The organism is Campylobacter sp. RM16189, from assembly GCF_012978815.1.
Classification (GTDB): domain Bacteria; phylum Campylobacterota; class Campylobacteria; order Campylobacterales; family Campylobacteraceae; genus Campylobacter_A.
In genome coordinates this window covers 184,738-207,206 of the sequence record NZ_LIWR01000003.1, presented here as the reverse complement: position 1 = coordinate 207,206, position 22,469 = coordinate 184,738, and the positions used below count along the sequence as shown (strand labels likewise).

29 protein-coding genes are annotated in these 22,469 nt (G+C 36.4%); 12 read left to right on the top strand and 17 right to left on the bottom strand.

All coding sequences use genetic code 11. From position 1 onward, the window contains the following. Positions 1-23 precede the first annotated feature (23 nt). Entirely contained in the window at positions 24-506 is a 483-nt protein-coding gene (locus CDOM16189_RS03225; protein WP_169974098.1) for a DUF6622 family protein, read from the top strand. A 12-nt stretch (positions 507-518) separates the two neighbouring features. Further along, a complete protein-coding gene (locus tag CDOM16189_RS03220; RefSeq protein ID WP_169974100.1) occupies positions 519-1,256 on the top strand; it encodes a DNA alkylation repair protein in 738 nt (245 codons plus the stop codon). Between the two features lie 52 nt (positions 1,257-1,308). Here CDOM16189_RS03220 and CDOM16189_RS03215 read toward each other — a convergent pair whose 3' ends face one another. The 7 genes from CDOM16189_RS03215 to mscL all read right to left on the bottom strand — a co-directional run bounded on the left by CDOM16189_RS03215 (position 1,309) and on the right by mscL (position 6,806). Next, the gene (locus CDOM16189_RS03215; RefSeq protein ID WP_169974102.1) at positions 1,309-1,656 is read right to left on the bottom strand and encodes a hypothetical protein; all 348 of its coding nucleotides are present in this window, start codon (positions 1,654-1,656) and stop codon (positions 1,309-1,311) included. Positions 1,657-1,667: 11 nt separating this feature from the next. Next, positions 1,668-2,477 carry a phosphatidylserine decarboxylase gene (locus tag CDOM16189_RS03210; RefSeq protein ID WP_169974104.1) on the bottom strand — a complete coding sequence of 270 codons (810 nt, stop codon included), beginning with the start codon at positions 2,475-2,477 and terminating at the stop codon, positions 1,668-1,670. Then, positions 2,478-3,551 carry a metallophosphoesterase gene (locus CDOM16189_RS03205; protein WP_169974105.1) on the bottom strand — a complete coding sequence of 358 codons (1,074 nt, stop codon included), beginning with the start codon at positions 3,549-3,551 and terminating at the stop codon, positions 2,478-2,480. Between the two features lie 150 nt (positions 3,552-3,701). After that, complete coding sequence (locus tag CDOM16189_RS03200) at positions 3,702-5,048, bottom strand: multiheme c-type cytochrome (protein ID WP_169974107.1); 1,347 nt, start codon at positions 5,046-5,048, stop codon at positions 3,702-3,704. A 19-nt stretch (positions 5,049-5,067) separates the two neighbouring features. Beyond that, entirely contained in the window at positions 5,068-5,616 is a 549-nt protein-coding gene (locus CDOM16189_RS03195) for a cytochrome c3 family protein (protein WP_169974109.1), read from the bottom strand. 125 nt (positions 5,617-5,741) lie between these two features. Then, positions 5,742-6,380: a cyclic nucleotide-binding domain-containing protein gene (locus tag CDOM16189_RS03190; protein WP_169974481.1), complete on the bottom strand. Its 639-nt coding sequence runs from the start codon at positions 6,378-6,380 to the stop codon at positions 5,742-5,744. Positions 6,381-6,407: 27 nt separating this feature from the next. Continuing rightward, a complete protein-coding gene (gene mscL, locus CDOM16189_RS03185; RefSeq protein WP_169974111.1) occupies positions 6,408-6,806 on the bottom strand; it encodes a large-conductance mechanosensitive channel protein MscL in 399 nt (132 codons plus the stop codon). Positions 6,807-6,919: 113 nt separating this feature from the next. Here mscL and gltX point away from each other — a divergent pair, with 113 nt between their 5' ends. From gltX to CDOM16189_RS03170, 3 genes are read left to right on the top strand one after another with little or no spacing between them, the layout of a single operon-like run. After that, positions 6,920-8,221, top strand: coding sequence for a glutamate--tRNA ligase (gene gltX / locus CDOM16189_RS03180; protein ID WP_169974482.1), 1,302 nt, complete (start codon positions 6,920-6,922; stop codon positions 8,219-8,221). Continuing rightward, entirely contained in the window at positions 8,218-8,511 is a 294-nt protein-coding gene (locus CDOM16189_RS03175; RefSeq protein WP_169974113.1) for a YggT family protein, read from the top strand. The genes gltX and CDOM16189_RS03175 overlap by 4 nt, the downstream gene beginning before the upstream one ends. Positions 8,512-8,539: 28 nt before the next feature. After that, positions 8,540-10,135, top strand: coding sequence for a lytic transglycosylase domain-containing protein (locus CDOM16189_RS03170; RefSeq protein WP_249321505.1), 1,596 nt, complete (start codon positions 8,540-8,542; stop codon positions 10,133-10,135). Here the strand turns inward: CDOM16189_RS03170 and CDOM16189_RS03165 are convergent. Then, the gene (locus tag CDOM16189_RS03165) at positions 10,053-10,529 is read right to left on the bottom strand and encodes a hypothetical protein (RefSeq protein WP_169974117.1); all 477 of its coding nucleotides are present in this window, start codon (positions 10,527-10,529) and stop codon (positions 10,053-10,055) included. The genes CDOM16189_RS03170 and CDOM16189_RS03165 overlap by 83 nt on opposite strands. A 108-nt stretch (positions 10,530-10,637) precedes the next feature. On the opposite strand from CDOM16189_RS03165, the gene mobB reads away from it, so the two are divergent. From mobB to CDOM16189_RS03135, 6 genes are all read left to right on the top strand, one after another. Then, positions 10,638-11,117, top strand: a complete 480-nt coding sequence (gene mobB, locus CDOM16189_RS03160) for a molybdopterin-guanine dinucleotide biosynthesis protein B (RefSeq protein WP_169974118.1) — start codon at positions 10,638-10,640, stop codon at positions 11,115-11,117. After that, the gene (locus CDOM16189_RS03155) at positions 11,117-11,968 is read left to right on the top strand and encodes a class 1 fructose-bisphosphatase (protein WP_502707249.1); all 852 of its coding nucleotides are present in this window, start codon (positions 11,117-11,119) and stop codon (positions 11,966-11,968) included. Before mobB ends, CDOM16189_RS03155 begins: the two co-directional genes overlap by 1 nt. After that, positions 11,961-12,164, top strand: coding sequence for a hypothetical protein (locus CDOM16189_RS03150; protein WP_169974121.1), 204 nt, complete (start codon positions 11,961-11,963; stop codon positions 12,162-12,164). The genes CDOM16189_RS03155 and CDOM16189_RS03150 overlap by 8 nt, the downstream gene beginning before the upstream one ends. A 12-nt stretch (positions 12,165-12,176) precedes the next feature. Beyond that, the gene (gene metG / locus CDOM16189_RS03145) at positions 12,177-14,072 is read left to right on the top strand and encodes a methionine--tRNA ligase (protein ID WP_169974123.1); all 1,896 of its coding nucleotides are present in this window, start codon (positions 12,177-12,179) and stop codon (positions 14,070-14,072) included. A 2-nt stretch (positions 14,073-14,074) separates the two neighbouring features. Continuing rightward, positions 14,075-15,061, top strand: a complete 987-nt coding sequence (locus tag CDOM16189_RS03140) for a ferrochelatase (RefSeq protein WP_169974483.1) — start codon at positions 14,075-14,077, stop codon at positions 15,059-15,061. Between the two features lie 413 nt (positions 15,062-15,474). After that, complete coding sequence (locus tag CDOM16189_RS03135) at positions 15,475-15,918, top strand: hypothetical protein (protein WP_169974125.1); 444 nt, start codon at positions 15,475-15,477, stop codon at positions 15,916-15,918. 37 nt (positions 15,919-15,955) lie between these two features. Here the strand turns inward: CDOM16189_RS03135 and queC are convergent, their stop codons facing one another. Then, positions 15,956-16,624 (bottom strand): 7-cyano-7-deazaguanine synthase QueC, encoded by a 669-nt coding sequence (gene queC, locus CDOM16189_RS03130; RefSeq protein ID WP_169974127.1) that lies wholly within the window; start codon positions 16,622-16,624, stop codon positions 15,956-15,958. Between the two features lie 75 nt (positions 16,625-16,699). Between queC and ybeY the strand changes: the two genes are divergently transcribed. After that, a complete protein-coding gene (gene ybeY / locus CDOM16189_RS03125; RefSeq protein ID WP_169974129.1) occupies positions 16,700-17,110 on the top strand; it encodes an rRNA maturation RNase YbeY in 411 nt (136 codons plus the stop codon). Positions 17,111-17,112: 2 nt separating this feature from the next. On the opposite strand, the gene mrdA is transcribed toward ybeY, so the two are convergent. The 8 genes from mrdA to hisB all read right to left on the bottom strand — a co-directional run bounded on the left by mrdA (position 17,113) and on the right by hisB (position 22,469). Next, positions 17,113-18,936, bottom strand: coding sequence for a penicillin-binding protein 2 (mrdA, locus tag CDOM16189_RS03120; RefSeq protein WP_169974131.1), 1,824 nt, complete (start codon positions 18,934-18,936; stop codon positions 17,113-17,115). Then, positions 18,933-19,313, bottom strand: a complete 381-nt coding sequence (locus tag CDOM16189_RS03115; protein WP_249321503.1) for a hypothetical protein — start codon at positions 19,311-19,313, stop codon at positions 18,933-18,935. The genes mrdA and CDOM16189_RS03115 overlap by 4 nt, the downstream gene beginning before the upstream one ends. Positions 19,314-19,387: 74 nt before the next feature. After that, a complete protein-coding gene (locus CDOM16189_RS03110; protein WP_502707248.1) occupies positions 19,388-19,852 on the bottom strand; it encodes an N-acetyltransferase in 465 nt (154 codons plus the stop codon). Further along, positions 19,852-20,454 carry a ribosome biogenesis GTP-binding protein YihA/YsxC gene (gene yihA / locus CDOM16189_RS03105; RefSeq protein ID WP_169974135.1) on the bottom strand — a complete coding sequence of 201 codons (603 nt, stop codon included), beginning with the start codon at positions 20,452-20,454 and terminating at the stop codon, positions 19,852-19,854. Before yihA ends, CDOM16189_RS03110 begins: the two co-directional genes overlap by 1 nt. Then, positions 20,451-20,924: a lipopolysaccharide transport periplasmic protein LptA gene (gene lptA, locus CDOM16189_RS03100; protein ID WP_169974137.1), complete on the bottom strand. Its 474-nt coding sequence runs from the start codon at positions 20,922-20,924 to the stop codon at positions 20,451-20,453. The genes yihA and lptA overlap by 4 nt, the downstream gene beginning before the upstream one ends. Further along, the gene (gene lptC / locus CDOM16189_RS03095; RefSeq protein WP_169974138.1) at positions 20,903-21,424 is read right to left on the bottom strand and encodes an LPS export ABC transporter periplasmic protein LptC; all 522 of its coding nucleotides are present in this window, start codon (positions 21,422-21,424) and stop codon (positions 20,903-20,905) included. Before lptC ends, lptA begins: the two co-directional genes overlap by 22 nt. Continuing rightward, entirely contained in the window at positions 21,415-21,903 is a 489-nt protein-coding gene (locus CDOM16189_RS03090) for an HAD hydrolase family protein (RefSeq protein WP_169974140.1), read from the bottom strand. The genes lptC and CDOM16189_RS03090 overlap by 10 nt, the downstream gene beginning before the upstream one ends. After that, entirely contained in the window at positions 21,900-22,469 is a 570-nt protein-coding gene (hisB, locus tag CDOM16189_RS03085) for an imidazoleglycerol-phosphate dehydratase HisB (RefSeq protein WP_169974143.1), read from the bottom strand. Before hisB ends, CDOM16189_RS03090 begins: the two co-directional genes overlap by 4 nt.

The window sequence follows — 22,469 nt, the reverse complement described above, 5'->3', positions numbered from 1 at the left end:
TAATCAAAGCGATAAAATAAGTCATGAATACTATAACCGAGGCTATTTTATATACGCCTTGGTGGGTTTTTGTGATATTTATCGCTTTGATTTTTCTAGGCTACAAGCAAAGCTTTGATCGCACTCTATGCTTTACAAAAGCGGTTGTTTTTCCTATTTTAATGCTAGTCTTTTCAATTTTTAGCCTTTTATCGTCATTTGGATTTTTATTTTGCTCATCTTTGAGTTGGCTAATAGGTCTTATTTTGGGTATTATTATAGGTTTATACAAATTTAAATCTCAAATCACAAAAATATCTTCGGATTCGTTTTTAATCAAGGGCAATAGAGTCTATATAGTAATCATGATGGCAATTTTTTTTGCAAAATATATAGTTGCTTACAGCGAAGCTAGAAATCTTGAAATACTTAAATCAAATTTATTTATAAGCTCAGCAAGCTTTATACTAGGAGTTTTCAGCGGAATATTTACCGCTAGAATTTTAGCAATACTACGTTTAAGATAAAAAAGGAATTTAATGAGCGATTATAGCTTAGCGCAACATTTTGGCGTGAATTTAGCAGAGATTTTATCAGGCAAGATCAAAGCCGTATATCCTAAATTTGACGAACAAAAATATATAAAAAATGTAGCAAGCAAGGTTGATGATCTAGCCTATTCAGACAGGATAGAGCTTCACGCAATAGAGCTTAACTCCGCGCTAAATTTAGACTACAAAGACCAAATAGAAATTTTAACAAGCATATTAGGCGAAGAAAATCCAAACGAAACAGGTATGTTTAAAAAATACTATTGGGTTCTTCCTATCGGCAAATTTGTTGAAATTTACGGAATTAACGACTTTGAAACCTCCATAAATGCGATTGCCGAGATAACTAAGCGAAACACGGGCGAATATGCGATAAGAGTATTTATAAGAAAATATCCAAACGAAATGCTAGAAGTTATGCGAAACTGGGCGAAGTCCCGTAACTTTCACCTAAGGCGTCTTGCATCTGAGGGCTTGCGTCCGAAGCTTCCTTGGGCGAGTAAGCTTGAAAATTTCATAGATGATCCAAAGCCTGTTTTTGAAATTTTAGAGCTTTTAAAAGAGGATAATGTAAAATTCGTGCAAAGATCGGTGGCAAATCACATGAATGACTATCTAAAGCTAAATTTTGACGCAGCCAAAGAGCTTCTTAGTAAATGGGCGAAATCCAAAAATCAAAACACGCAGTGGATAGTAAAACACGCCACAAGAAAGATTAAAATTTAGAGCAAACGCCAGAGTTTGGGCTTAAGAATTGCCAGGCACTCCAGCGTCAAATTTAGAAAAATAATTTAACTAGTACCGCTCCAACAATAAGTCCTATCGCAAATGCACAGGCGATATTAATTTTTTGCTTTTTGCCAACACTCTCGTGTTGCTTTTCGTAGTGCTTTTTAACGCCTTCGAATGTAAGATTTAAGATCTTTTCATTCATCTGATTTATACCTTGAGCAAATTCCCTAATCTGTTCTTCATTGACATAACGCATAGTCTTAACAGTAGTATTGGCTAGACGCTCGAAATCTTCAGAGTTTTCCCAAAACTCAACCACCGTATTATTCTCTATACGCTCTTTAAATTCGATCATTTCCTTTAGTTCTGCTTGCTCAATCAGCTGAGTTCCCATCTTGCCTCCCTTTAAGCTTTTATAATTCCGACACTTTCGCCGAATTTTAAAACTTTAGAGTTAAAAAGATTAAGCTCTAAGCTATCTTTTTCGCCGACTATCACAATCGTAGAACCTAGCTCAAAATAACCCAAAAGTTCACCTTTTCTGACACTTAAATTTTCATACTCATAGCTTTGGACAAATGAGGCCATCGCATTAGTTTGAATTCTATTATCAAAAATAAATTTCATCTTTCCAACGTTTAAAGCTCCGACAAATACAAGCCAAACTATCTTTTTATTTGAAATTCTACACTTTAAAACAACTCTTTCGTTAAGGGCATATAGATTTTCAACTTTCTCAAGAGCCTTGACGCTTACACTATATAAATCTCCAGGGACATAAAGAGCGCTTAAAATTTCAATATCGCAAGGAGCATGATAGCGGTGATAGTCCCTAGGACTTAGATAGATATTGGCATAGACAAACTCCTCTTGACGACCAGCATCCTCTTCGCTCAAAGCGGAGTCTAAAAGCTCGGTTATGGAGTATTCGTGTCCTTTTATACTAATAGCTTTTCTTAAATTGCTAATACCGCACTCAAGGCAAAGCCCGTCGCTTGGGCTTATAAGCACCTCTTTGGCTTCATCAAATTTTCTCATTATCACAAGCTCTCTTGTAAAAAGCGCGGTTAAACTCTCGTAATCTTGAGGTCTTTTAAACTCGCTCATGTCGATTTTAAAATATTTGACGTAGTTTGAATTTATAAAATCTTGCATAAATTTAGGAAATGCGGTTCCTGCGATTTTGCCGAAAATTTGAGAAATCCTCTTTCTCATCTACTCTCCTTTAAGCTCCAACAAAGAAATTTCGCTAGGCGCAAGAACTCTCACCGGAGGCCCCCAAAATCCCGCACCCCTGCTTACATAAACCTGCATTTTATCATTTACTTGATAAAGCCCCGCTAAATACTTCTGATCAAGCTTTACAAGAAGCGAAAATGGGAAAATTTGTCCTCCGTGAGTGTGCCCGCACAAAACCAAATCCACATCTTTATGCATGTATTTGATAAATTTAGGCTGATGTGCAAGCAAAACGGTCGGCAAATTCTTATCGGTATTTCTAAGAGCGGCTTCTAAATCAGGCTCATAAAATTTATATCTATAGCCGATGAGATCATAAACTCCGGCTAAATTTATACCGCCTATACTCACGCTTTTATTGCCTAAAATTTTAATGCCGATCTTTTTAATCTCTTTTAGCGTTCCTTCAATACCGTTATAATACTCATGATTTCCCGGCGCATAAAATGTCCCGTAGCGAGATTTAAACTCGGCAAAAGGAGCTATATACTCGCCAAGCCTGCTTGGAGGAAGATCGGCTATATCTCCTACTATAACGACCGCATCGGCATTTAGTAAATTTATACGCTCAACCAAAGCCTTAGCAAAAGGAACTCCTAAAAAATCTCCTAAATGAATATCGGTTATCATTGCTATCTTAAGAGGGTCTTTAAGCCCATCAAGCACGATATTTTGGCGCTTTACTTCAGGAACGTGCGAAGCGTTATACATACCTTTAAAAAAGTAGCTAAATGCAAGAATTAATATCGTAACGTCAAGATAAAATCTTAAAAATTTACGCCTACTTTCGCTAAAAACACGCTTCGTAACCGGTCTAAAAGCGACTATAATCAAATTTGAAAAGAGAACAAACGAAAATAGTATAAAGCTAAGTGCAAGCATAAGCGAAAAAGCAAGTCTAAATTCCGCATTTAAAAAGTTAAACCTCAGCGAAAAAGCTAGCAGCACGCCACCTACGGCAAGAGTAGCAAAAAAGACTGCGAGCAAAAATTTATGCAGACTTCGCCCTTCTGTTTTAGCAAACAGCCCTCTGTAGCCAACAAAATTCATTAAAATGATAATTAGTGAAGAAACGATATAAAACATATTATAAATTTAGCAAAAATTATTAAATAATGTCGTCAAATAAAGTAGTGTCCCGATAGAAAATAAAAAAATCGAATAGAGCGAGAAAATTCTCGCTCTCTGTTTTAAAAAATATTACTCGATGGTTCCGCTCTTAATTCTCTTGTCGTAGATATCTTGAAGTTTTCTGATATCATCTTTAACCTCAAATACTCCATGCCAGTGAGCATAGTCAGGACCGTTCATCATCGCACCCTGTCTCATACGACGACCCTCGTGATGCCATAGGTGGTAGTAAATTCTTTGGAATTCATCAGCCCAAGGATCCTCTTTAAGAAGCTTTTTAGATTTTAGGTCATCTAGCATAGCTTTTGCATCTTTATGGTAATCATTGTAAAGCATTACGTGCTTATCTGCCATTGTAAAGAAGTTTTCGCTATGAAGCGGACTATGGCACTCTTTACAAACTATCATCATCTCTTTTCTGGCAGCATCAGGACCATCAACGTGACCTGCTAGTGGTGTACCGACATTTAGTTTGCCTGTTTTTTCATATTCACTTACAGCAGTATCGTTGCCGCCTGTTCTTAGATTACTATGTGGTGCCCACAAATTCCATTTCAAGCGTCTTGAAACGTTGTGTGTAGTTTGTAGCTCACCAACTCCACTCATATGACAAGTAGCACAAGTTGGGGCTCTATAATCAGGCACAGCCCATGTATCAGGAGCGCTATCAAAATTCCATGTATGTCCCTCTGAGTTAAAGATATGTCCGTGCATTGAGTTGTTGTAAATCTCGATATCCGGATGATCAGGTCCAAGGTGACAAGATGCACAAGCAGCTGGTTTTCTAGCTTCACTAACAGCGAATTTATGTCCGCTATGGCATGATTTACATCCACCAATTCCACCGTCTGGATATAGGTTGCCTATACCGTAATTTGGCCAAGTCTCTTTTGTAGGACGATTATCAGCGTCCATCTTAATTACAGAGCCGTGGCACTGCATACAACCTGTTGAATCAGGAGAAATTTGTAGATCAGGGTGACCGCGACCTTCAAAATGATACATTAGATCAAGCATACCCTTTTTAGCATACACTTGTATACCACCTCTTGCGTGACCACTCTCGTTAAACTGCTTAACTTCGTTAGCGTGGCACTTTTCGCAGGTTTTTGGGCTTACCAAAGCAGATACGTGATTGTTGCTATCCTTTGGATGCGCTTGTTTCATCGCCATAGGGCTATCCGCAGGGTGTGAGTGACAATCTGTACAACTTACTCCAACATGTGCGTGACGGCTATTTTTCCAATCCGCCACAATACCCGGTGTCTCTTTTGCGTGGCACTCAATACAGCCTTTAGCAAGCGGAGTTAAATTGCGATCAACTTTTAGGTTTTTCACAAGATTTGCATCCGAAATGCTCTCTGCAAATGCGAACGAAAAAAGACAGGCTAGTAATGCAATAACTTTTTTCAACATTATTCCTCTTTTATAGGTTTTATTTATTGTTTGCATTTATACTCTCCCAATGTTTTGTTATCTCAATACCCATATTCTTGTGACCTACATTGTTGTGACACTGAACACAGGTCTTGTTGATATGACCAGCGAAATAGTCTCTGTGAGCAAGCCAAGCCTTATCTACTTGATTGTTCATCTCCTGTAAATTTGAATGACAGGTCATACAGCCACTATCGTATGTAAATTTGTGAGAATTTTTTCGTTTCGCATGCCAATCAATCTTACTCACATCTGTAAAAACAGTCTTATAACCGTCATTTAAAGACACCTTTGTTTTTGTCCATAGGTACATTAAGGTATTATCATGCGAAAGGTGACAGGTCGAACACTCCGCTTTTACACCAAGTTTGTTGTTGCCTCCATGCACATCATTGTGATAAGATTTCACCATAGGCTCCATAGTATGACACATTGTGCAAAACTTATCGCTTCCAGTATAGTGGATAAGATCAGCAATTCCGATCGATGATATAAGTCCTATAAATATACCAACTACAACCGACCAAACAAAAAACTTTCTTTTCATGCAGATCCTTCTTGTAATATTTTATTTTATTTAAATGTTATTAATAAAATATTTATGTTATTATAACCCAACTGAAGATAGAAATTCTTGACGTTTATCAATTATTCTTAATTTGAAATTAAGTATCAGTTATCAAAAAAATTTTTAAGCTTTGTCTCTGATATATTGATTATTTTGTTGTTCTGATCCAAATCAACAAGCTCTTGCGCCCTAAATTTCGCGAGTGTTCTCGATAAAGTTTCCGGAGTTATATTTAAGATTGAAGCAATTTTTACATGCTTTAATGTATTAAAAAGGTCTTGATAATCTGTTAAAAATTTAGCAACCTTTGCCTCCGAGCTTAAAACAAGCTCCTGATGCAAAACATCGCTTGCAATTTTTAGTTTTTGAGATAGAGATTTGATTATAGCTACTGAAATTTGAGGGTTTGACAGAAAGTCCTTATAAAATTTCTCATAATCTATCTTCAAAACCTCCCCAGAGCTTACAAATAGTGCTGTAGCGGGAAATTTAATATTTTCAAAATTTGCAAGCTCGGCTACGAAATTCATAGCATTGAGCTGATGCATGAAAATTTCTTTTCCTTTTGGAGTAGTTTTATAAAGTTTCAATGAGCCTTTTAGAAGAAGATGGAGCCACTTAGAATCATCTCCTTCCATAAACAAAAATTCGCCTTTTTTATATTTTTTAATTATGCTGATTTTTTCTAGCTGATTAAGCTCCTCTTGGTCCAGCTCTTTAAAAAATGGAATTTGTCCTAAAATGCTCATTGTTTAGTAAAACAGCCAAATTTACTTTTTAAGAAGATCTCTAATCTCTGTTAAAAGAACGATATCCTCGCTTGGTTTAGCAGGTTCTTTAGGAGCTTCAACTTTTGGTTTTTTAAGAGTATTTATAGCCTTTATAACACAAAATATACAAAACGCAATGATCATAAAATCAACCATAGTCTGTATAAAAGAGCCATAATTAACAGTAACAGCCGGCACATCTCCTACTGCATCTTTAAGAGTAAATTTAAGATCTGTAAAATTTACTCCTCCAGTTAAAACACCTACGATAGGCATAATCACATCACCCACAAGAGAGCTTACGATTTTGCCAAAAGCGCCTCCTATAACGACACCTACAGCCATGTCTATGACGTTTCCACGCATAGCAAATTCTTTAAATTCCTTAACGAAGCTCATGTTTTACCCCTTGTTCGAATGTAATAAATAGCATTATATAAGATTTTTCTTAACAAGCGATTTAAATACAAGATGATATAATCACCCTTTAAAATTAATAAAGGAATATGAAAATGTATCGTTTTGCACCCTCTCCTACGGGAGATATGCACCTTGGAAATTTGCGCGTAGCTATATTAAATTATCTTTGCTCTTTACAAGATAAAAGTGGCTTTATAGTGCGTATAGAAGATACCGATAAAGAAAGAAATATAGAAGGAAAAGACCAAGAAATTTTAGAAATTTTAACTAAATTCGGTATCAAATGGGATCAGCTCTACTATCAAAGCGCAAATTTAAAATTCCACCGTCAGCTTGCTTCAAAGCTAATGATAGATAAGCGAGCGTTTGCCTGCTTTTGCACTGAAAGCGAACTGGAAGCTAAAAAAGAAAACGCTAAAGCCAAAGGCATAGCATATCGCTATGACGGCACTTGCGAAAGGATGAGCGATGAAGAGGTTTTAGCCTGCGAAAAGCCTTTTGTAATCCGCATGAAAAAGCCAAAAGAAACGATGAAATTTACAGACGCTATCAAAGGCGAAGTAAGCTTTGAGCCCGAAAATGTCGATAGCTTTGTCATCATGCGTGCCGATAAAACCCCTACTTACAACTTCGCCTGTGCAACCGACGATATGCTTGAGGGCGTTACTTTCGTCATACGCGGAGAGGATCACGTAAGCAACACGCCTAAGCAAGAGCTTATCAGAGAGGGGCTTGATTACACGAGTAAAATTCGCTACGCACATCTTCCTATCATCTTAAATATAGAGGGCAAAAAGATGAGCAAGCGTGAGAACGAAAGTAGCGTAAAGTGGCTGCTTTCTAAAGGATTTATGCCGGAAGCCATAGCAAACTACATCATATCGCTTGGCTATAAAGCTCCTGTGGAAATTTTTACTATAAAGGACGCTGCACAGTGGTTTGACATCTCTAAAGTCTCGCCAAGTCCTGCGAAATTTGATATAAAAATGCTTGAGCATATAAACAGAGAACATATCAAACTAGCTAGCAGCGAGCGACTTGCCGCACTTAGCGGATTGGATGAAAATTTAGCGGATCTAATCAAATTTTACACCCAAGAGGCAAGCTTGCTAAACGAGATCAAGCAAAAGATAGAGGCGATATTTGCGCCAAAAGACATTCCTGATGAGTTTAAAAACGAGTGCGAGATCATAAAAGGCGCTGCAAATTCATTGAATTTAGATGAATTTCAAAGCTTTGACGAGTTTAAAAAGGCTTTAATGAGCGCTACAAATTTAAAAGGCAAAAGCTTTTTCATGCCGCTTAGAATTTTGCTTACAAACGAACAGCACGGACCTGAACTAAGCGAGCTGTTCCCTCTAATAAAAGAAAAATTAAAGGAAATTTTACAATGATACTATCTACTTTTTTATCCGCTATTGCCGATATTTTGCATATGGTGATTCAAATTTACGTCTGGATTATCATTATATCAGCCATTATTAGCTGGGTAAGACCAGATCCGTATAATCCTGTTGTTCAGCTTTTATATCGTCTTACGGAGCCCGTTTATGCCTGGATTAGAAAATTTGTCCCTACAGTATTTGGAGGGATAGACCTGGCGCCGATTTTCATACTTTTAGCACTTCAGTTTTTTGATAGATTTTTCATAAGCTTACTGCTGCAATATGCTAATTCGATTTAATATAATTTTATTTCTCCTTACGACTTTCTTGTTTGGAGAGGTAAAAAGCTTTAACGAGATAAAAGTTAAAGAAAAAGGGCTAGCAAAAGATTATTATATATATAGGTTAATAACAGAGGGAAATTATACAATTAAGCAGGTTGAGGAGCTAAATAAGGATATATTTCGTCGCTCTCCGACCATGATAAAAGCGCTAAATACTATAATAAAACCGGAGTTAAAACCTACAAACTGCGCAAAGATAAATGCAAAAAACATAGTAGATGCCAATTTAACCTGTCAAAAAGCGCTTTTAAAAATACCTTTTATGCTAAAAATATCCAAAAAAGATAGAGAAAAACTGGCTCAAAAATTTGATGATATAAATAAAACAACGGCTAGAAATTTAAGGATTCTAAACTCTAAAAATTCGGCCTTGAAATTTGATAAATTTAAAGATGCAAGAGCCTTTATAGAGTTATTTGAGGCAAGTGACAAAAAACATAAAGAATTTAGGTTTAATCAAAAATTTAGTACCGAATTTATCAATCTACTAGCCAAAGAACAATCTTTTCAAAAAATCATAAATAGAGTAATTATAGATAAAGAGCTTCCTAAATTTAGAGCGAATTTTTTAAATATCAAAGATGATTTGATAAGCGATCAGATAGCTTATATTCTTGGCATTAACGCTATTTTACTAGACTCAAAAGAGACTGCTTTTAAGTTTTTTAAAAGAGCCGAAGATAGCTTTAAAAACCAAGGTGCAAAAGACGCTGCGATCTTTTGGCAATACCTCATCACTAAAAACCAAATTTTGCTTGAAAAGCTAAACAAAAGCAGCGATATAAACATCTATACACTATATGCAAACGAGCTAACAGGAAAAGAAATTCCGGCTGTTTTTTCACCGACGCCGACCAAGCAAAAGCTCGAAGACTACGATATCAAAGATCCGTTTTTGTGGCAAAAGACCTTTGCGATAGTAAAAGAGGTAAATGCAACTAAAGCACTTGAATTTGCAGAGCTTTTTAACACCAAAGAGACACTTGGGCAGCACGCTTACTTCATGGAAAAGGCAAGCGGATACAAAGACCACTACTTCGTCATGCCGTTTTTAGAAGAACTTGGCGATATGAACGCCACAAGAAAGGCTACGATTTATGCTATCGGCAGGCAAGAAAGCAGATTTATCCCATCTGTGATATCGACATCTTACGCGCTTGGGATGATGCAGTTTATGCCCTTTCTTGCTAATCACATCGGCAAAAAAGAGCTCACGATAGAAGGCTTTGATCAAGATGATATGTTTGATCCGCGAGTTGCTTTAAGATTTGCCGATCACCACTTAAACTACCTTGAGAGCTTCTTATATCATCCGCTCTTTGTGGCTTATGCGTATAACGGCGGCATCGGCTTTACCAAGCGTATGCTTCAGCGCGGAGATCTATTTAATGAAGGGAAATTTGAGCCGTTTTTATCGCTTGAGCTTGTGCCGTATGCAGAAAGCAGGCATTACGGCAAAAAGGTGCTTGCAAACTACGTTATATACTCACACCTGCTTAATTCCAGTACATCGATTTTGAAACTTTTTGAAACTCTAAGCTCACCTGCTTTGACGGATAAATTTCGAAAGAGAGATTAAGCTTATCTGAGATCTTTTCAGGCGCGCTTACTTCGATATATTTGCCCCACGGCATTTGAAATGTGATGAGCTTTAAAAGCTCGTCATTTTCATCTAAAACTCTGGCTTTTATGCCGCTTATGTCGTTATTTACGCTAAAACTTTTAAAATTTACTTCGCTATCTTTTGGATAGAGGGCGATGATAAATTTCTCATCTTTACTCTCTTTTATAAGCTCGCTATGAACGGGGTTTAGATAAGTTCCTAATACTAAAATTTTAAGATCTTTTTGGATTATTTCGCTTTTGCTTGTGTAAGCTAGTAGCTCATTTTTAAGCGGTTCATGCACGACAACTTTGCTTGAACACCCGAAAAATGCTACAACTAAAGCCAAAAATATCAATAAATTTTTCATACTAAGACCTTTAAATTTTCTCTTATTTTATCTTTAATTTAAGTAATTTTTGCTTTAAGAAAGCCTAAATTTGTTATAATCTCACGAAAATTTAGAAGTTGGAAGTAGATGAAAAGACTGGCAATGGCATTTTCCGGACCGTCAAACAGTGGCAAGACTACACTTATCTTAAAGGTCGGGCAAAAATTTATAAAAGACGGATTAAAGGTAGTTATCATTAAGCATGATCCGGGCGACAAGGCTCGCTTTGACGTTGAGGGCAAGGATAGCTATAAATTTAGCGAGATGGGCGCTGATGTAGTTGTGCTAAGTCCCACTCGCACGACATATTTTTCAAAAGAGCAAAAGAGCCTTGAAGAGGTTGTATCGATGGTTGGAGAGTTTGACCTGCTCTTGGTCGAGGGGCTTAAGACTTTGCCGCTTCCTAGATTAAGCGTATTTAAAGACGAGATAAATCCTGATTATATCGGGTTTTCAAACGCGATCGCAAGTTATAAAAAAGAGTGCGAATTTGATATTTTAAATATAAATTTAGACGATATAGACACAATTTGTGAGTGGATTTTACAAAACGCAAAGGCTTTATGATGGAAAGAATTTTTGAAACGATTAAACAAATCGCCGTTAAAATCAGCAACGAGATAAAATTTGCAGATCTTGGCTACACCGATCACGCAAACGCCACTGGAGACACCCAGCTTAAGCTTGATGTGCTAAGCGATGAGATCATCACGCGCGAATTTGCAAATTTAGATTGCGTAAAAGCACTGGTTAGTGAAGAAAAAGATGAGATGCTCTCACTAAACGAAAATGCAAAATTTATCGTAGCCTACGATCCGCTTGACGGCTCAAGCTTGGTTGATGTAAATTTTGCTATCGGCTCGATATTTGGCATATATGAAAACGAACTAAAACCTGAAAATTTAGTAGCTTCAGCATATAGCGTTTACGGCCCTAGGCTTGAGCTGGTTATCTGCACGGACAAACCAAAGCTTTATAGACTCAACAAAGAGGGCAAATTTCAGTTTATCAAAGATTTGCAGCTAAAAGAAAAAGGCAAGCTAAACGCCACGGGTGCCACGCAAAAAGGCTGGAGCGAGAAGCACGCTAAATTTATAAGAGAGCTTTTTGAGAGGGGGTATCGTTTGAGATATTCAGGTGCGATGGTAAGCGACTTGCATCAAATTTTACTAAAAGGCGGCGGGCTTTTTAGCTATCCGGCTACCACAGATGCGCCAAACGGCAAGCTTAGAGTGCTTTTTGAAGTGCTTCCTTTTGCCTTTATCTATGAGCGCGCAGGAGGAGCTACGAGCGATGGCTACTCAAAAAGCCTTTTTGAAGTAAAGATAGACAAAATCCACCAAACCACTCCGTGCTTCTTTGGCTCAAAAGACGAGATAAAGACACTGCACGAATTTTACGGAAGCAAAAATGGCTGAAGAGCTTAAGCAAAAGGACAAATTTGAACTTGAGCTTGACGCAAAGCTTGAAATTTTAAGATCGTGCCAAGAGCAAAAAGGTCTAACAAGCTGTTTTGCCTGCGAAAATTTATTTGAATGCGAAATTCGTAAAAATTATGTTGATGCCGTCTATAATTCGATGTCTAAGGGCAGCACCGGCGGATTTGATTTTTAATTAAGGAAGATTATGAAAGCTTATATAACAACACCTATTTATTATGTAAATGACGTTCCTCACATCGGACACGCCTACACTACGATAATTGCCGATACGATGGCTAGATTTGCAAGGCTTAAAGGCGAAGAGACGTTTTTTTTAACAGGAACCGATGAGCACGGACAAAAGATAGAACAAGCTGCGCAAAAAAAAGGCAAAAGCCCAAAAGCATACGCAGACGAGATAAGCGCAAAATTTAAAGAGCTTTGGGATGAATTTGAGATAAGTTACGATCACTTTATCCGCACAACCGATGAGAGCCACAAACTAACCGTTCAAAACGCTTTTAACAAAATGCTTGAAAAAGGCGACATCTACAAAGGCGAATACGAGGGCTTTTACTGCGTTAGCTGCGAGACGTTTTTTACCCAAACTCAACTTTTGGATAACGAGTGCTGTCCTGACTGCGGGCGACCGACAAACTTAGTCAAAGAGGAAAGTTACTTTTTTAAACTATCAAAATACGAAGATGCCCTGCTTAAATGGTACGAGCAAAACGAGCAATGCATACTTCCAAAAGGTAAAAAAAACGAAGTCGTAAGCTTCGTAAAAGGCGGGCTTAAAGACCTATCTATAACTCGCACCAGCTTTGACTGGGGCGTAAAACTGCCTGCAAATTTAAATGAACCAAAGCACGTGATGTATGTCTGGCTTGATGCACTAATGAACTATCTTTCAGCTCTTGGATACACTAGAGACAGCGAGAAGATGAGCTTTTGGGATAGTGCGGTGCATCTAGTGGGCAAGGATATCTTGCGCTTTCATGCGATTTACTGGCCTGCGTTTTTGATGAGCCTTGACCTGCCGCTTCCTAAACATATCGCGGCTCACGGTTGGTGGACTAGAAACGGCGAAAAGATGAGCAAGAGCAAGGGCAATGTAGTAGTGCCAAAAGAGGTTGCAGACGCTTATGGACTTGAAAATTTCAGATACTTTATGCTGCGTGAAGTGCCGTTTGGTCAAGATGGCGATTTCTCACAAAAAGCACTTATAGAGCGCATAAACTCGGAGCTTAGCAACGATCTTGGAAACTTACTAAACCGCATAATCGGAATGAGCGGCAAGTACTCAAACTACGAAGTTTCAAGCAAAGACGTTAGAAAGTATTATGGAGAAATTTTAGATGAATCAACTGTGCATCTAAAAGCAGCCTGCGAAAATTTAGAAATTTTTGCCACAAATCGTTACTTAGAAGAGCTTTGGCGGGTGCTAAATATCGCAAACGCAAGCATTGCAAAATTTGAGCCTTGGAATTTGATAAAAGAGGGCAAAAACGATGAAGCAAACGCCCTTGTAAGCCTTTGTGCAAATTTGCTTGCACGTGTAGCGATCTTGCTAAGTCCTGCTATGCCAAAGACTTGCGAGAAGATAGCCAGAGCGATGAAATTTGAAATTTCAACCCAAAACTATAGAAAAACCATACTTGAAAATGAGGTTTTAGGTTTTGTTTGCGAGCAGACACCGCCGCTATTTCCAAAGATAGAAAAAGAGCTTATGAATACTCCTGCGCCAAGCGTTGCAGAGCCTATCAAGGATGAAACACCAAAAATCAAAATAGATGAGTTTAAAAAGTGTGTTATCAAAGTTGGAACTATCTTAGAGGCTTCAAATATCGAAGGCAGCGATAAACTGCTTAAATTCAAAATAGATCTTGGCGAGAGCGAGCCAAGACAGATCGTATCGGGAATTGCTAAATTTTATGATCCAAAAGAGCTTGTCGGCAAGCAGGTCTGTGTGCTGGCAAATTTAAAAGAGGCTAAGATATTTGGCAATATCTCTCAAGGCATGATACTTACGGCAGAAGACGGCTCACTAGCGCTGTTAAGTCCTATCTCAAGCGTTAAAAACGGAGCGATTGTCGGCTAATGATGAATATTGAGAATTTAAGACGCCTAATAAATGCAGAGGTTTTAAACAAGCCAAGTGTTTCAAGCGTCTTAAATTTCTCATTTGAAGCTAAAAATATCAGACAAGGCTATGCCTATATAGGCATAAATGCCAATGAGGATGAGATTAAAGAAGCCATATTAAACGGGGCCTATGCAGTCATTATAGAGGATGATTTTGAAGTTATCGATAAAGAGATTGCGTTTTTAAAAGTAGATAGTCTAAGTGTGGCTTTAATGCGTCTAATGCGCTTTGAAAGCAGCTATAAAAATCTTAAATTTTACTCTATAAACTGTGTACAAAAGGCCATTTTAAAACGAACTAGCCTGCCAAAACATGCAAATATATTGCCCATAGATACTAAAGAGCTATTTTTAAAAATCATAAATGCGGATAAAAACGATATATTTTTTAGTGACGATATAAAAATTCTATCAAAGATTGCGCCATTTTACGATACTGTATGGACAGATACACAAGCAAAAGCAATTAATAAAGGCTCAATATTTTTTACATCAATTATTTGCGACGATGTGTATTATCAAAATTTAGCCATACCAAAAGCATTCAAGGGGTTTTTGTCAGGGCTTATTCGTCATCTTAATAAAAATCAAATATCCTTTAAGATGGGCGATTTAAGAGGGATTGAGCATTTTGAGCCTGTTTTTGTAGATAGAAATTTTAAGATAACTCCATTCGGAGCAAGTTTTAGAGCTTTTATAGTAGAAAGCGACGATGAATTATTTGAGATGGAAGCAAATTTTTTAAGAAAAAACTTCAAAGACTCAGTAGAAATTTGTGCGCCTAAAAATTATAAGACAAAGATAGATCCAACCTTCATTTTTAACGATATAGCCGAGCTAAAACAACTCAAAGATTTTCGATATGCTATTGTAAAGTGTCAAAAACAAGAGCTTGAAGCAATGCTAAACAAGAGCGAAACCGAAAAAACTCTATTTGATTTTTAAAATCCAGAATTTTTCAAATATATCATAAAAATTATTTATATAAATCTATATATCATAAATAAATATTAAGCAAATCTAAATAAAATTTCTATTTTTACCGGATATTAAATAATATTTCAAAAAAAGGAGAAGATATGCGGTTTATCCATATAGTTTTTATGTTTTTCATAGCTTTATTTTTAGCTGGCTACCCCGCTTTAAAAGGTAAATTTACACTACAAAACTGTTACTAGTTTTCTTTGCAAGTACCTTGACAGTGAGCTTTAAAAGGTAAATTTACACTACAAAACCCTGAATTTCAGAATTACCAAAATATAAATTCAGCAAAAGGAGTTGTATTTATAGCTTCAGTTAACGATAAAAGAGAATTTGAAGATACTCCAAAAAATGCTTCGATTCCATCTGTTCACAATATGCAAGTAGAAAGTCTGAATGCAAAAGAAAAAGATAAGTATATAGCAAGAAAAAGAAATAGTTACGGCAAAGCTATGGAAAATATAGTTCTTGATGGCAATCAAACAGTTACAAATTTAGTCAAAACGAGTGTTGCTAGAGCATTTGCAAACAATGGATTTTATGTTTTAAACGATGAAAAACAAATAAATCAAAATACAATAATATTAAAAGTTGATGTGCTTAAATTTTGGTCTTTTTTCCGTCCAGGATTTTGGTCGGTTGCTGTAAATACACATATAAAAAGCGACGTTTCTACAGGCAGCAAAAACACTACTACAGATGTGGATCACATGGAAAAATCTCAGATGGTTTTAGATAGAGACTATCAAAAAGTGACAAATGACGCTTTACGAATTTACGAAAAACAACTTACAGATAAAATTGCTCAAGAATTTAAATAATCTTACTCCTCGCCTCTTGATCAAAAACAGGTGAGGTCTATTTTTTATACGGGATCGGATCCTTTACTCCGGCTCTTTTAAACCCGTTTAGTCTTAACCTGCAGCTATCGCACTCTCCGCAAGCTATATCCTCACTTTCATAGCAACTCCATGTAAGCTCGATAGGAGAGTTCATTTCAATGGATTTAGCCACGATATTAGCCTTGCTTAAATTTACAAGAGGGGTTATGATTTTGACGTTGAAATTTGGCGAGGTGCCTTCATTTATCGCCAAATTTATCCTCTCTATAAATTTGGCCGAGCAATCAGGATAGCCGCTACTATCCTCTTCAACTACTCCTATAAATATAGCCTCTGCACCTTCTTTTTCAGCAAGTGCAGCAGCGATAGAGATAAAGATTCCGTTGCGAAAAGGCACATAGGTATTTGGAATTTCATTGCCAAGCCCGGCTTTTGGCACTTTTAGATTAGTATCGGTTAAAGAATTTCCACCAATATCGGCTATAAAACCAACATCTAAATTCAGTCTTTTTTCTATCCTAAGTCTGTCGCAAATTTCTTCAAAAGCTCTTTTTTCACGATTCATAGTGCACTGATTGTAATCAAAATGAAGCGCTATTACCTCATAACCTTGTTTTTTTGCCATAGTAGCGCATAGAGTGCTATCCATCCCTCCACTCATTATACAAACGGCTTTTTTTACCATCACTACCTCTTTAAAATTTAAAAACATTAAAAATTAGATAGAATTATACAAAATTTTATATGAAAGAGCCTAAAAATGATAATTTGCGATGAAAAATATCCGGAAATTTTAGATCAAATTTGTCAATATCTAACAGCCAGTGATGTAGAGCTAAGCTTTGTAGATAGCGAACAAATGCGAGAGATAAATCTAAAACAGCGCAAAATCAATAAAACAACAGATGTTTTAAGTTTTCCATTTGAGTTCATTATGCACGTTCCTCTTGGCTGTATCGTTATAAATTTAGATTTAGCAGAGGAAAAATCAAAAGAATTTAACCACTCTAAAGATGACGAGATCGCGCTATTATTTACGCATGGATTACTTCATATCTTAGGTTTTGATCATGAAAAAGATAGCGGAGAGATGAGAGAAAAAGAAGAGGAGATAATAGATAAATTTAACCTTCCAAAAAGTCTAATTGTAAGGACTATGGATCAAATTTAAGCCTATTTTTTGACTTTTTTAATAGCTTGCTCACTCTTGGCATATTTTTTATCGATATATCCTAGCTCTATAAGCTTATTGTAGACTCTTACCGCCATAGGACCCGCAGTAAGCCCACCGTGACCTCCATGCTCTATTATTATAGTAACTACATATTTTGGTTTTTCATATGGAGCATAAGTTGTAATCCATGCGTGAGAGCGTTGAAGATACTTCATATCCTCCTCTTTTATACGCTTTTTCTCAGCCTGAGAAATACCAACTACTTGGGCTGTTCCGGTCTTTGCAGCTATTGTGAGATTCGCATCTGTAAAATATTTAAATGCTGTTCCCTTTTGATGATTTGCAACTTCATACATAGCCTTTCTAATATGTGGAAGTTGCTTTTTTTCAAAAGGAGTGAATATATCATTAGTCTCAAATTTAGCCTCCTCTTCACCTATACTGTGCAAAAAATGAGGTATTACATTTTTACCTGTCGCAAGCATAGCAGTATGTCTTGCAATCTGCATAGGGGTTACTAGGAAATTGCCCTGTCCTATTGAGGTATTTAGGGTCTCTCCCTGATACCAAGGTTGGGAGTATTTATGCATCTTCCATTCGCGACTCGGAACAATACCTACAAATTCATTAGGCAGATCCACGCCTGTCTTTTGACCCATACCAAAGCGTTCAAGCACCGGAGCTATAGCATCTATGCCTATTTTTAAACTTCCCTTGTAAAAATAATCATCACAGCTCTCCCTAATTGCGGAATTCATATCCATTTTACCGTGTCCGTATATGTTCCAGCACCTAAAATTTCGCCCTCCAAGCTCAAAGGAACCGCTACAAAAATAATCAGTCCCTCTATCTATCTTGCCAGAATCTAAAAACGCCAAAGCCACGCCCATCTTTATAACTGATCCCGGAGGATATAGCCCGTTTACAAGCTTATTAGTAAAAGGATGATCTATGCTGTTTATAAGCTCGTTCCATCTAGCCTGTGAAATTCCTGTTACAAATGGATTTAAATCATACTCGGGAAAACTCCCGGCAGCTATAATAGAGCCGTCGGTGACATCCATTACAATAATAGCACCTGCATTTTCTCCAAAAATTTCTTCTATATATTTTTGAAATTCCAGATCTATGCTTAGCCTTATATCGCTACTCTTGGGCTCTTCTTTAAAAATCTCTTCTATCTCCTCATTAAGAGCATTTACCTTTATTTTTCTAACACCTTCTTGTCCTTGCAAAATAGAGTTGTAATAGCGTTCTATTCCGCTTCTTCCCGTATAGTTTGTAATCTTGGTCACAGGATCATTGATATAATCTTGCTGATTAGCTCTGCCGACATAGCCTATGATATGAGAAGCAAGGTTGGAATATGGATAGTGACGCTTGGAAGCCGGTTTAACCTCTAAATTTTCACGCAAGGAAAGCGCAGCTATCTTAGGAATCATCCTGTCGTAATCTATAAAGTCAATAATTTCTATAAAATCTTGATTATAAGGCGAATCGGCTTTAATATAATCTTTTTTTAATTTTGTAACGTTTAGATCTTGAAACATATTTTGCAAATTTTCAAGTTCTTGATCCAAAACATCTTTTTTACCAAGATGAGGCTTAACAGATACTGAGAAGCCAAGCCTATTAACTGCCAAAGGACGCCCTTTAATATCAAGTATGAGTCCTCTTGCAGGTGGCATAAACTGCTTTTTTACTATATTTTGTTCTGCAATTTCCTCGTAAAATTCATTAGACTTGATGCTTAGATAATAGATTCTAACCAGCAAAAGCACCCAGACACTAAATATTATGGCAAAAACTATGCGCATTCTCATTTGACGCGCTCTTTAAATAAAACAATAGCCAAAGCCGACTCTAAGGCAGTATAGACAAAGTATTCATATCCAAAATTTAAAATAGGTAAATTTTTGATATACAAAAGTAAAGAGCTTATCAGATATGTTCCTAAATACCCGTTCAGTACAAAAAATATCAGTAAAATAGCTCTTGATTTGAAAGTTACTACAAGCCAATCGCAAACAAAGTAATAAAAAATTATAAAGGCTAAAATCACCGAAAATAGGGCAAATCCGTGAATCTGCTCAACAAAAATAATATAGGCTATAGAAAAATACCACCTTATATCATATTTTAAAAGTTTCTTTTGCTTTTCTATAGTAAGAATAATCATATATGCGAAAAATAGCCCCATCAGGGGAGGAACCCATACAAATACCGTAGTAGAAGCTTGGTATAAAAATAAAAAAACAATCCAAAAAAAGGATTTTAAAAGCTGTATATCAGTGCTATTTCGTCGCATACCGGAAAGTGCTTGCATTTAATACAATCAGCCCAAATTTTTTGTGCAGGAAGTTCTGATTTAGGAATCTCTACAAAGCCCAATTTTTCAAAAAAACTCTTTCTATAAGTAAGCGTAAAAACCTTTTCAATATCATAAAATTTAGCCTCATCAAGTATTTTTCTTACTAGCTCGCTTCCTATTCCGCTACCTCTTAAATTTTTAGATATTACAAGACTTCTTACTTCGGCCAAATTTGCAGTGTGTATATGTAAAGCGCAAAAGCCCACTATCTCATTTTTGTCGCAAACCACGATATATGAGCGAATATTCATAGCGATCTCATCATCGCTTCTTGGCAGTATAACTCCGCTTGCAACCTCATCTTTAACAAGATCTTGCATAGCTTTTATATCTTTTGGCTTGGGCTTTCTAAAATCTAAATTTTTCACTACTGATTTATACCTAATGCGTTTTTTACTATAAGCTCATTTGCTTTATCAATTCCTATTTTTTTTAGAGTCGATACTAGATGTGCGTTAGGATATGCTTTTAAAGCTGCGCTTTTCTCACTTTGATTTAGCTTATCAGCCTTTGTTAGGATATTTAAAATTTTCTGATCGGCTCTCAAAAAACTTTGCAGATAATCACCCACCTCTCTATCTATGAGCATATCATGTTGTCTGCTATCTATAAGATGGACAAAAAGTCTTATATTTGATCTTTGTTTCAAATACTCATCTAAATTTCGTTTCCAATCATCATGCATAGTTTTTGATACCTTTGCATATCCAAAACCCGGCAGATCCACAAATATTAAATTTACTCTATCCTCATCATTTATATATTCAACTTCAAAAAAATTGATAAGCCTTGTTTTGCCCGGAGTTGAGGAGCTTTTAGCCAGATTGTTTTGATTTACAAGAGCATTTATAAGGCTACTTTTGCCCACATTTGAACGTCCCAAAAACGCGACCTCGCTACCACTAATTGGTGGAGCTAGAGAGATACTTGGAGCAGATAAGAGAAATCTGGCATTTATCGGCCTGATCACTTTTTCTTATCCTCCACTTGAAATACAAATTTTACAGGCTTTTTATTGCCACTATTTACACTATATGTGCCACTATTTTGATTTACACTTATCTTTTCACCATAAATTCTCTTATCGCTATCAACTTCATGCAAAAATCCACTTCCGTTTATAGTATATAAATTTGATTTTGGTTCGTATATAAGCTCATGTCCGCTTCCGTTGTAATTTTTGTCTTTAATAAAAACCTTAAATTTAGCATTTCCTGTGGCAACATATTTGATAGGATTACGATTTTTATCAAAATGTATCACAACTTTATCGGCACTTAATATATCTTTACCTTTTTTGACACTAACATTACCACTCAATTCACTTATAAATTTGTTCTCATCTGCAAAAAAATCATCCGCGGTTACTTCCACATTTTGAGCGACCAAAGGTAAAATACTAAAAATAAAGGCCAAAATTATCTTTTTTCCTGCACCCATGCTTGAATTCCCTTTGCGTAAGTTCTTTTTAAATTTGCATCATAAATAATACTATCGCCAACTATCTTATCCTCATTTTTAGTCATAGTAAAAGGCATGCTCGAACTGGCAATTTTTGTTTTAGTATTATAATCTGCTTCTTCTGAAACAAATTTCAAATTTTCACTATTTAAATATCTAACATTTCCTTTAAGCTTAATAGTATCGTCTTGATAAAAAGCTTTATCAGAAATAATACTATGATGAGTATCATCTCTTAAAACATCAGCCTTAAAATTTAAAAATTCATCCATATTTTTATATCTATTCCACTCGTCAGCCTCATATTTAGCACTTACAATAGTGGCATTGATTTCGTAATCCACAACATCATTCATCCCGATAGTGGCAATGCTATTATCTGGTTTTAGAATTTCACTATAGTAAGGATCCTGAAGTGTCATATATACCATAGCCACACTAAAGATAGCTATGACAAAATAAAAAACTTTTATAACCAACGCTTAGACCACTCTTCTTTTAAATTTTCATGATCTATTAAAATTTCTATCATCTGCCTAATAGCTCCGTGTCCGCCTTTGTATTTCAGCTTTGTCTTTACTTCAAGCTCTTTAATTGCATCCTTTGGTTTAAAGCTCCAACCAACAGCCTTAAGTAGCTTATAATCATTATAGTCATCACCTATTGCGGCCGCATTTTCAAACTTAAGTCCTTCAAACTTTAAAATTTCCTCAGCAACGGCAAATTTATCACTTACTCCCTGATATACATGGTCTATCTTTAAATTTTCGGCTCTTTTTTCTACAATTGCTGACTTTCTACCAGTTATGATTGCGACTTTTTTACCAAGCTTTAACCAGCTCTCTATAGCATATCCATCTTTAACGTCAAAAAATTTAACCTCTTCTCCATTTGCGCCATAGACTATCTTGCCGTCAGTCATACAACCGTCAACATCTAAAAAAATTATCTCTATCACAACACGCCTTTCGTACTTGGAACTCCGATTCGCTCGTTTTTAGCAAGAGCTCTTCTAAGTGCGACAGCTAGGGCCTTAAAGCTTGCTTCGATTATATGGTGAGAGTTTTTGCCACGAATTTTAGTTATATGAAGCGTGATATTTGCGTTAAATGCAAGAGCTTGGAAAAATTCATTAACAAGCTCGATATCAAAATCACCTACTTTACCATCGCTAATACTTTCATAAACTAAAAACGGTCGGTTTGATAGATCAAGAGCACAGTTTACAGCTGCTTCATCCATGACAACCGTCGCCTCGCCAAATCTCTCAATTCCGTTTACAGGATATATCATCTCTTTTAAAAGCGAGCCTATGACGATGCCTGTATCTTCAACCGTATGGTGAAAATCTATATGCAAATCGCCCTTTGCAACAAGCTTCATATCAAACAAAGCGTGCTTGCCAAAGGCTTCAAGCATATGATCAAAAAATCCTATGCCCGTGCTTATATCACACTTTCCACTTCCATAAATTTCTAAATCTAAACTTATATCAGTCTCTTTGGTCTTTCTTATCTTTTGCAC

What these genes read in the sequence shown, in the direction of transcription:
- CDOM16189_RS03225 (WP_169974098.1), top strand. Translation starts at nt 24, where the DNA reads ATGAATACTATAACCGAGGCTATTTTATATACGCCTTGGTGGGTTTTT.
- CDOM16189_RS03220 (WP_169974100.1), top strand. Translation starts at nt 519, where the DNA reads ATGAGCGATTATAGCTTAGCGCAACATTTTGGCGTGAATTTAGCAGAG.
- CDOM16189_RS03215 (WP_169974102.1), bottom strand. Translation starts at nt 1,656, where the DNA reads ATGGGAACTCAGCTGATTGAGCAAGCAGAACTAAAGGAAATGATCGAA.
- CDOM16189_RS03210 (WP_169974104.1), bottom strand. Translation starts at nt 2,477, where the DNA reads ATGAGAAAGAGGATTTCTCAAATTTTCGGCAAAATCGCAGGAACCGCA.
- CDOM16189_RS03205 (WP_169974105.1), bottom strand. Translation starts at nt 3,551, where the DNA reads ATGAATTTTGTTGGCTACAGAGGGCTGTTTGCTAAAACAGAAGGGCGA.
- CDOM16189_RS03200 (WP_169974107.1), bottom strand. Translation starts at nt 5,048, where the DNA reads ATGTTGAAAAAAGTTATTGCATTACTAGCCTGTCTTTTTTCGTTCGCA.
- CDOM16189_RS03195 (WP_169974109.1), bottom strand. Translation starts at nt 5,616, where the DNA reads ATGAAAAGAAAGTTTTTTGTTTGGTCGGTTGTAGTTGGTATATTTATA.
- mscL (WP_169974111.1), bottom strand. Translation starts at nt 6,806, where the DNA reads ATGAGCTTCGTTAAGGAATTTAAAGAATTTGCTATGCGTGGAAACGTC.
- gltX (WP_169974482.1), top strand. Translation starts at nt 6,920, where the DNA reads ATGTATCGTTTTGCACCCTCTCCTACGGGAGATATGCACCTTGGAAAT.
- CDOM16189_RS03175 (WP_169974113.1), top strand. Translation starts at nt 8,218, where the DNA reads ATGATACTATCTACTTTTTTATCCGCTATTGCCGATATTTTGCATATG.
- CDOM16189_RS03165 (WP_169974117.1), bottom strand. Translation starts at nt 10,529, where the DNA reads ATGAAAAATTTATTGATATTTTTGGCTTTAGTTGTAGCATTTTTCGGG.
- mobB (WP_169974118.1), top strand. Translation starts at nt 10,638, where the DNA reads ATGAAAAGACTGGCAATGGCATTTTCCGGACCGTCAAACAGTGGCAAG.
- CDOM16189_RS03155 (WP_502707249.1), top strand. Translation starts at nt 11,117, where the DNA reads ATGGAAAGAATTTTTGAAACGATTAAACAAATCGCCGTTAAAATCAGC.
- CDOM16189_RS03150 (WP_169974121.1), top strand. Translation starts at nt 11,961, where the DNA reads ATGGCTGAAGAGCTTAAGCAAAAGGACAAATTTGAACTTGAGCTTGAC.
- metG (WP_169974123.1), top strand. Translation starts at nt 12,177, where the DNA reads ATGAAAGCTTATATAACAACACCTATTTATTATGTAAATGACGTTCCT.
- CDOM16189_RS03140 (WP_169974483.1), top strand. Translation starts at nt 14,075, where the DNA reads ATGAATATTGAGAATTTAAGACGCCTAATAAATGCAGAGGTTTTAAAC.
- CDOM16189_RS03135 (WP_169974125.1), top strand. Translation starts at nt 15,475, where the DNA reads ATGCAAGTAGAAAGTCTGAATGCAAAAGAAAAAGATAAGTATATAGCA.
- queC (WP_169974127.1), bottom strand. Translation starts at nt 16,624, where the DNA reads ATGGTAAAAAAAGCCGTTTGTATAATGAGTGGAGGGATGGATAGCACT.
- ybeY (WP_169974129.1), top strand. Translation starts at nt 16,700, where the DNA reads ATGATAATTTGCGATGAAAAATATCCGGAAATTTTAGATCAAATTTGT.
- mrdA (WP_169974131.1), bottom strand. Translation starts at nt 18,936, where the DNA reads ATGAGAATGCGCATAGTTTTTGCCATAATATTTAGTGTCTGGGTGCTT.
- CDOM16189_RS03115 (WP_249321503.1), bottom strand. Translation starts at nt 19,313, where the DNA reads ATGGGGCTATTTTTCGCATATATGATTATTCTTACTATAGAAAAGCAA.
- lptA (WP_169974137.1), bottom strand. Translation starts at nt 20,924, where the DNA reads ATGGGTGCAGGAAAAAAGATAATTTTGGCCTTTATTTTTAGTATTTTA.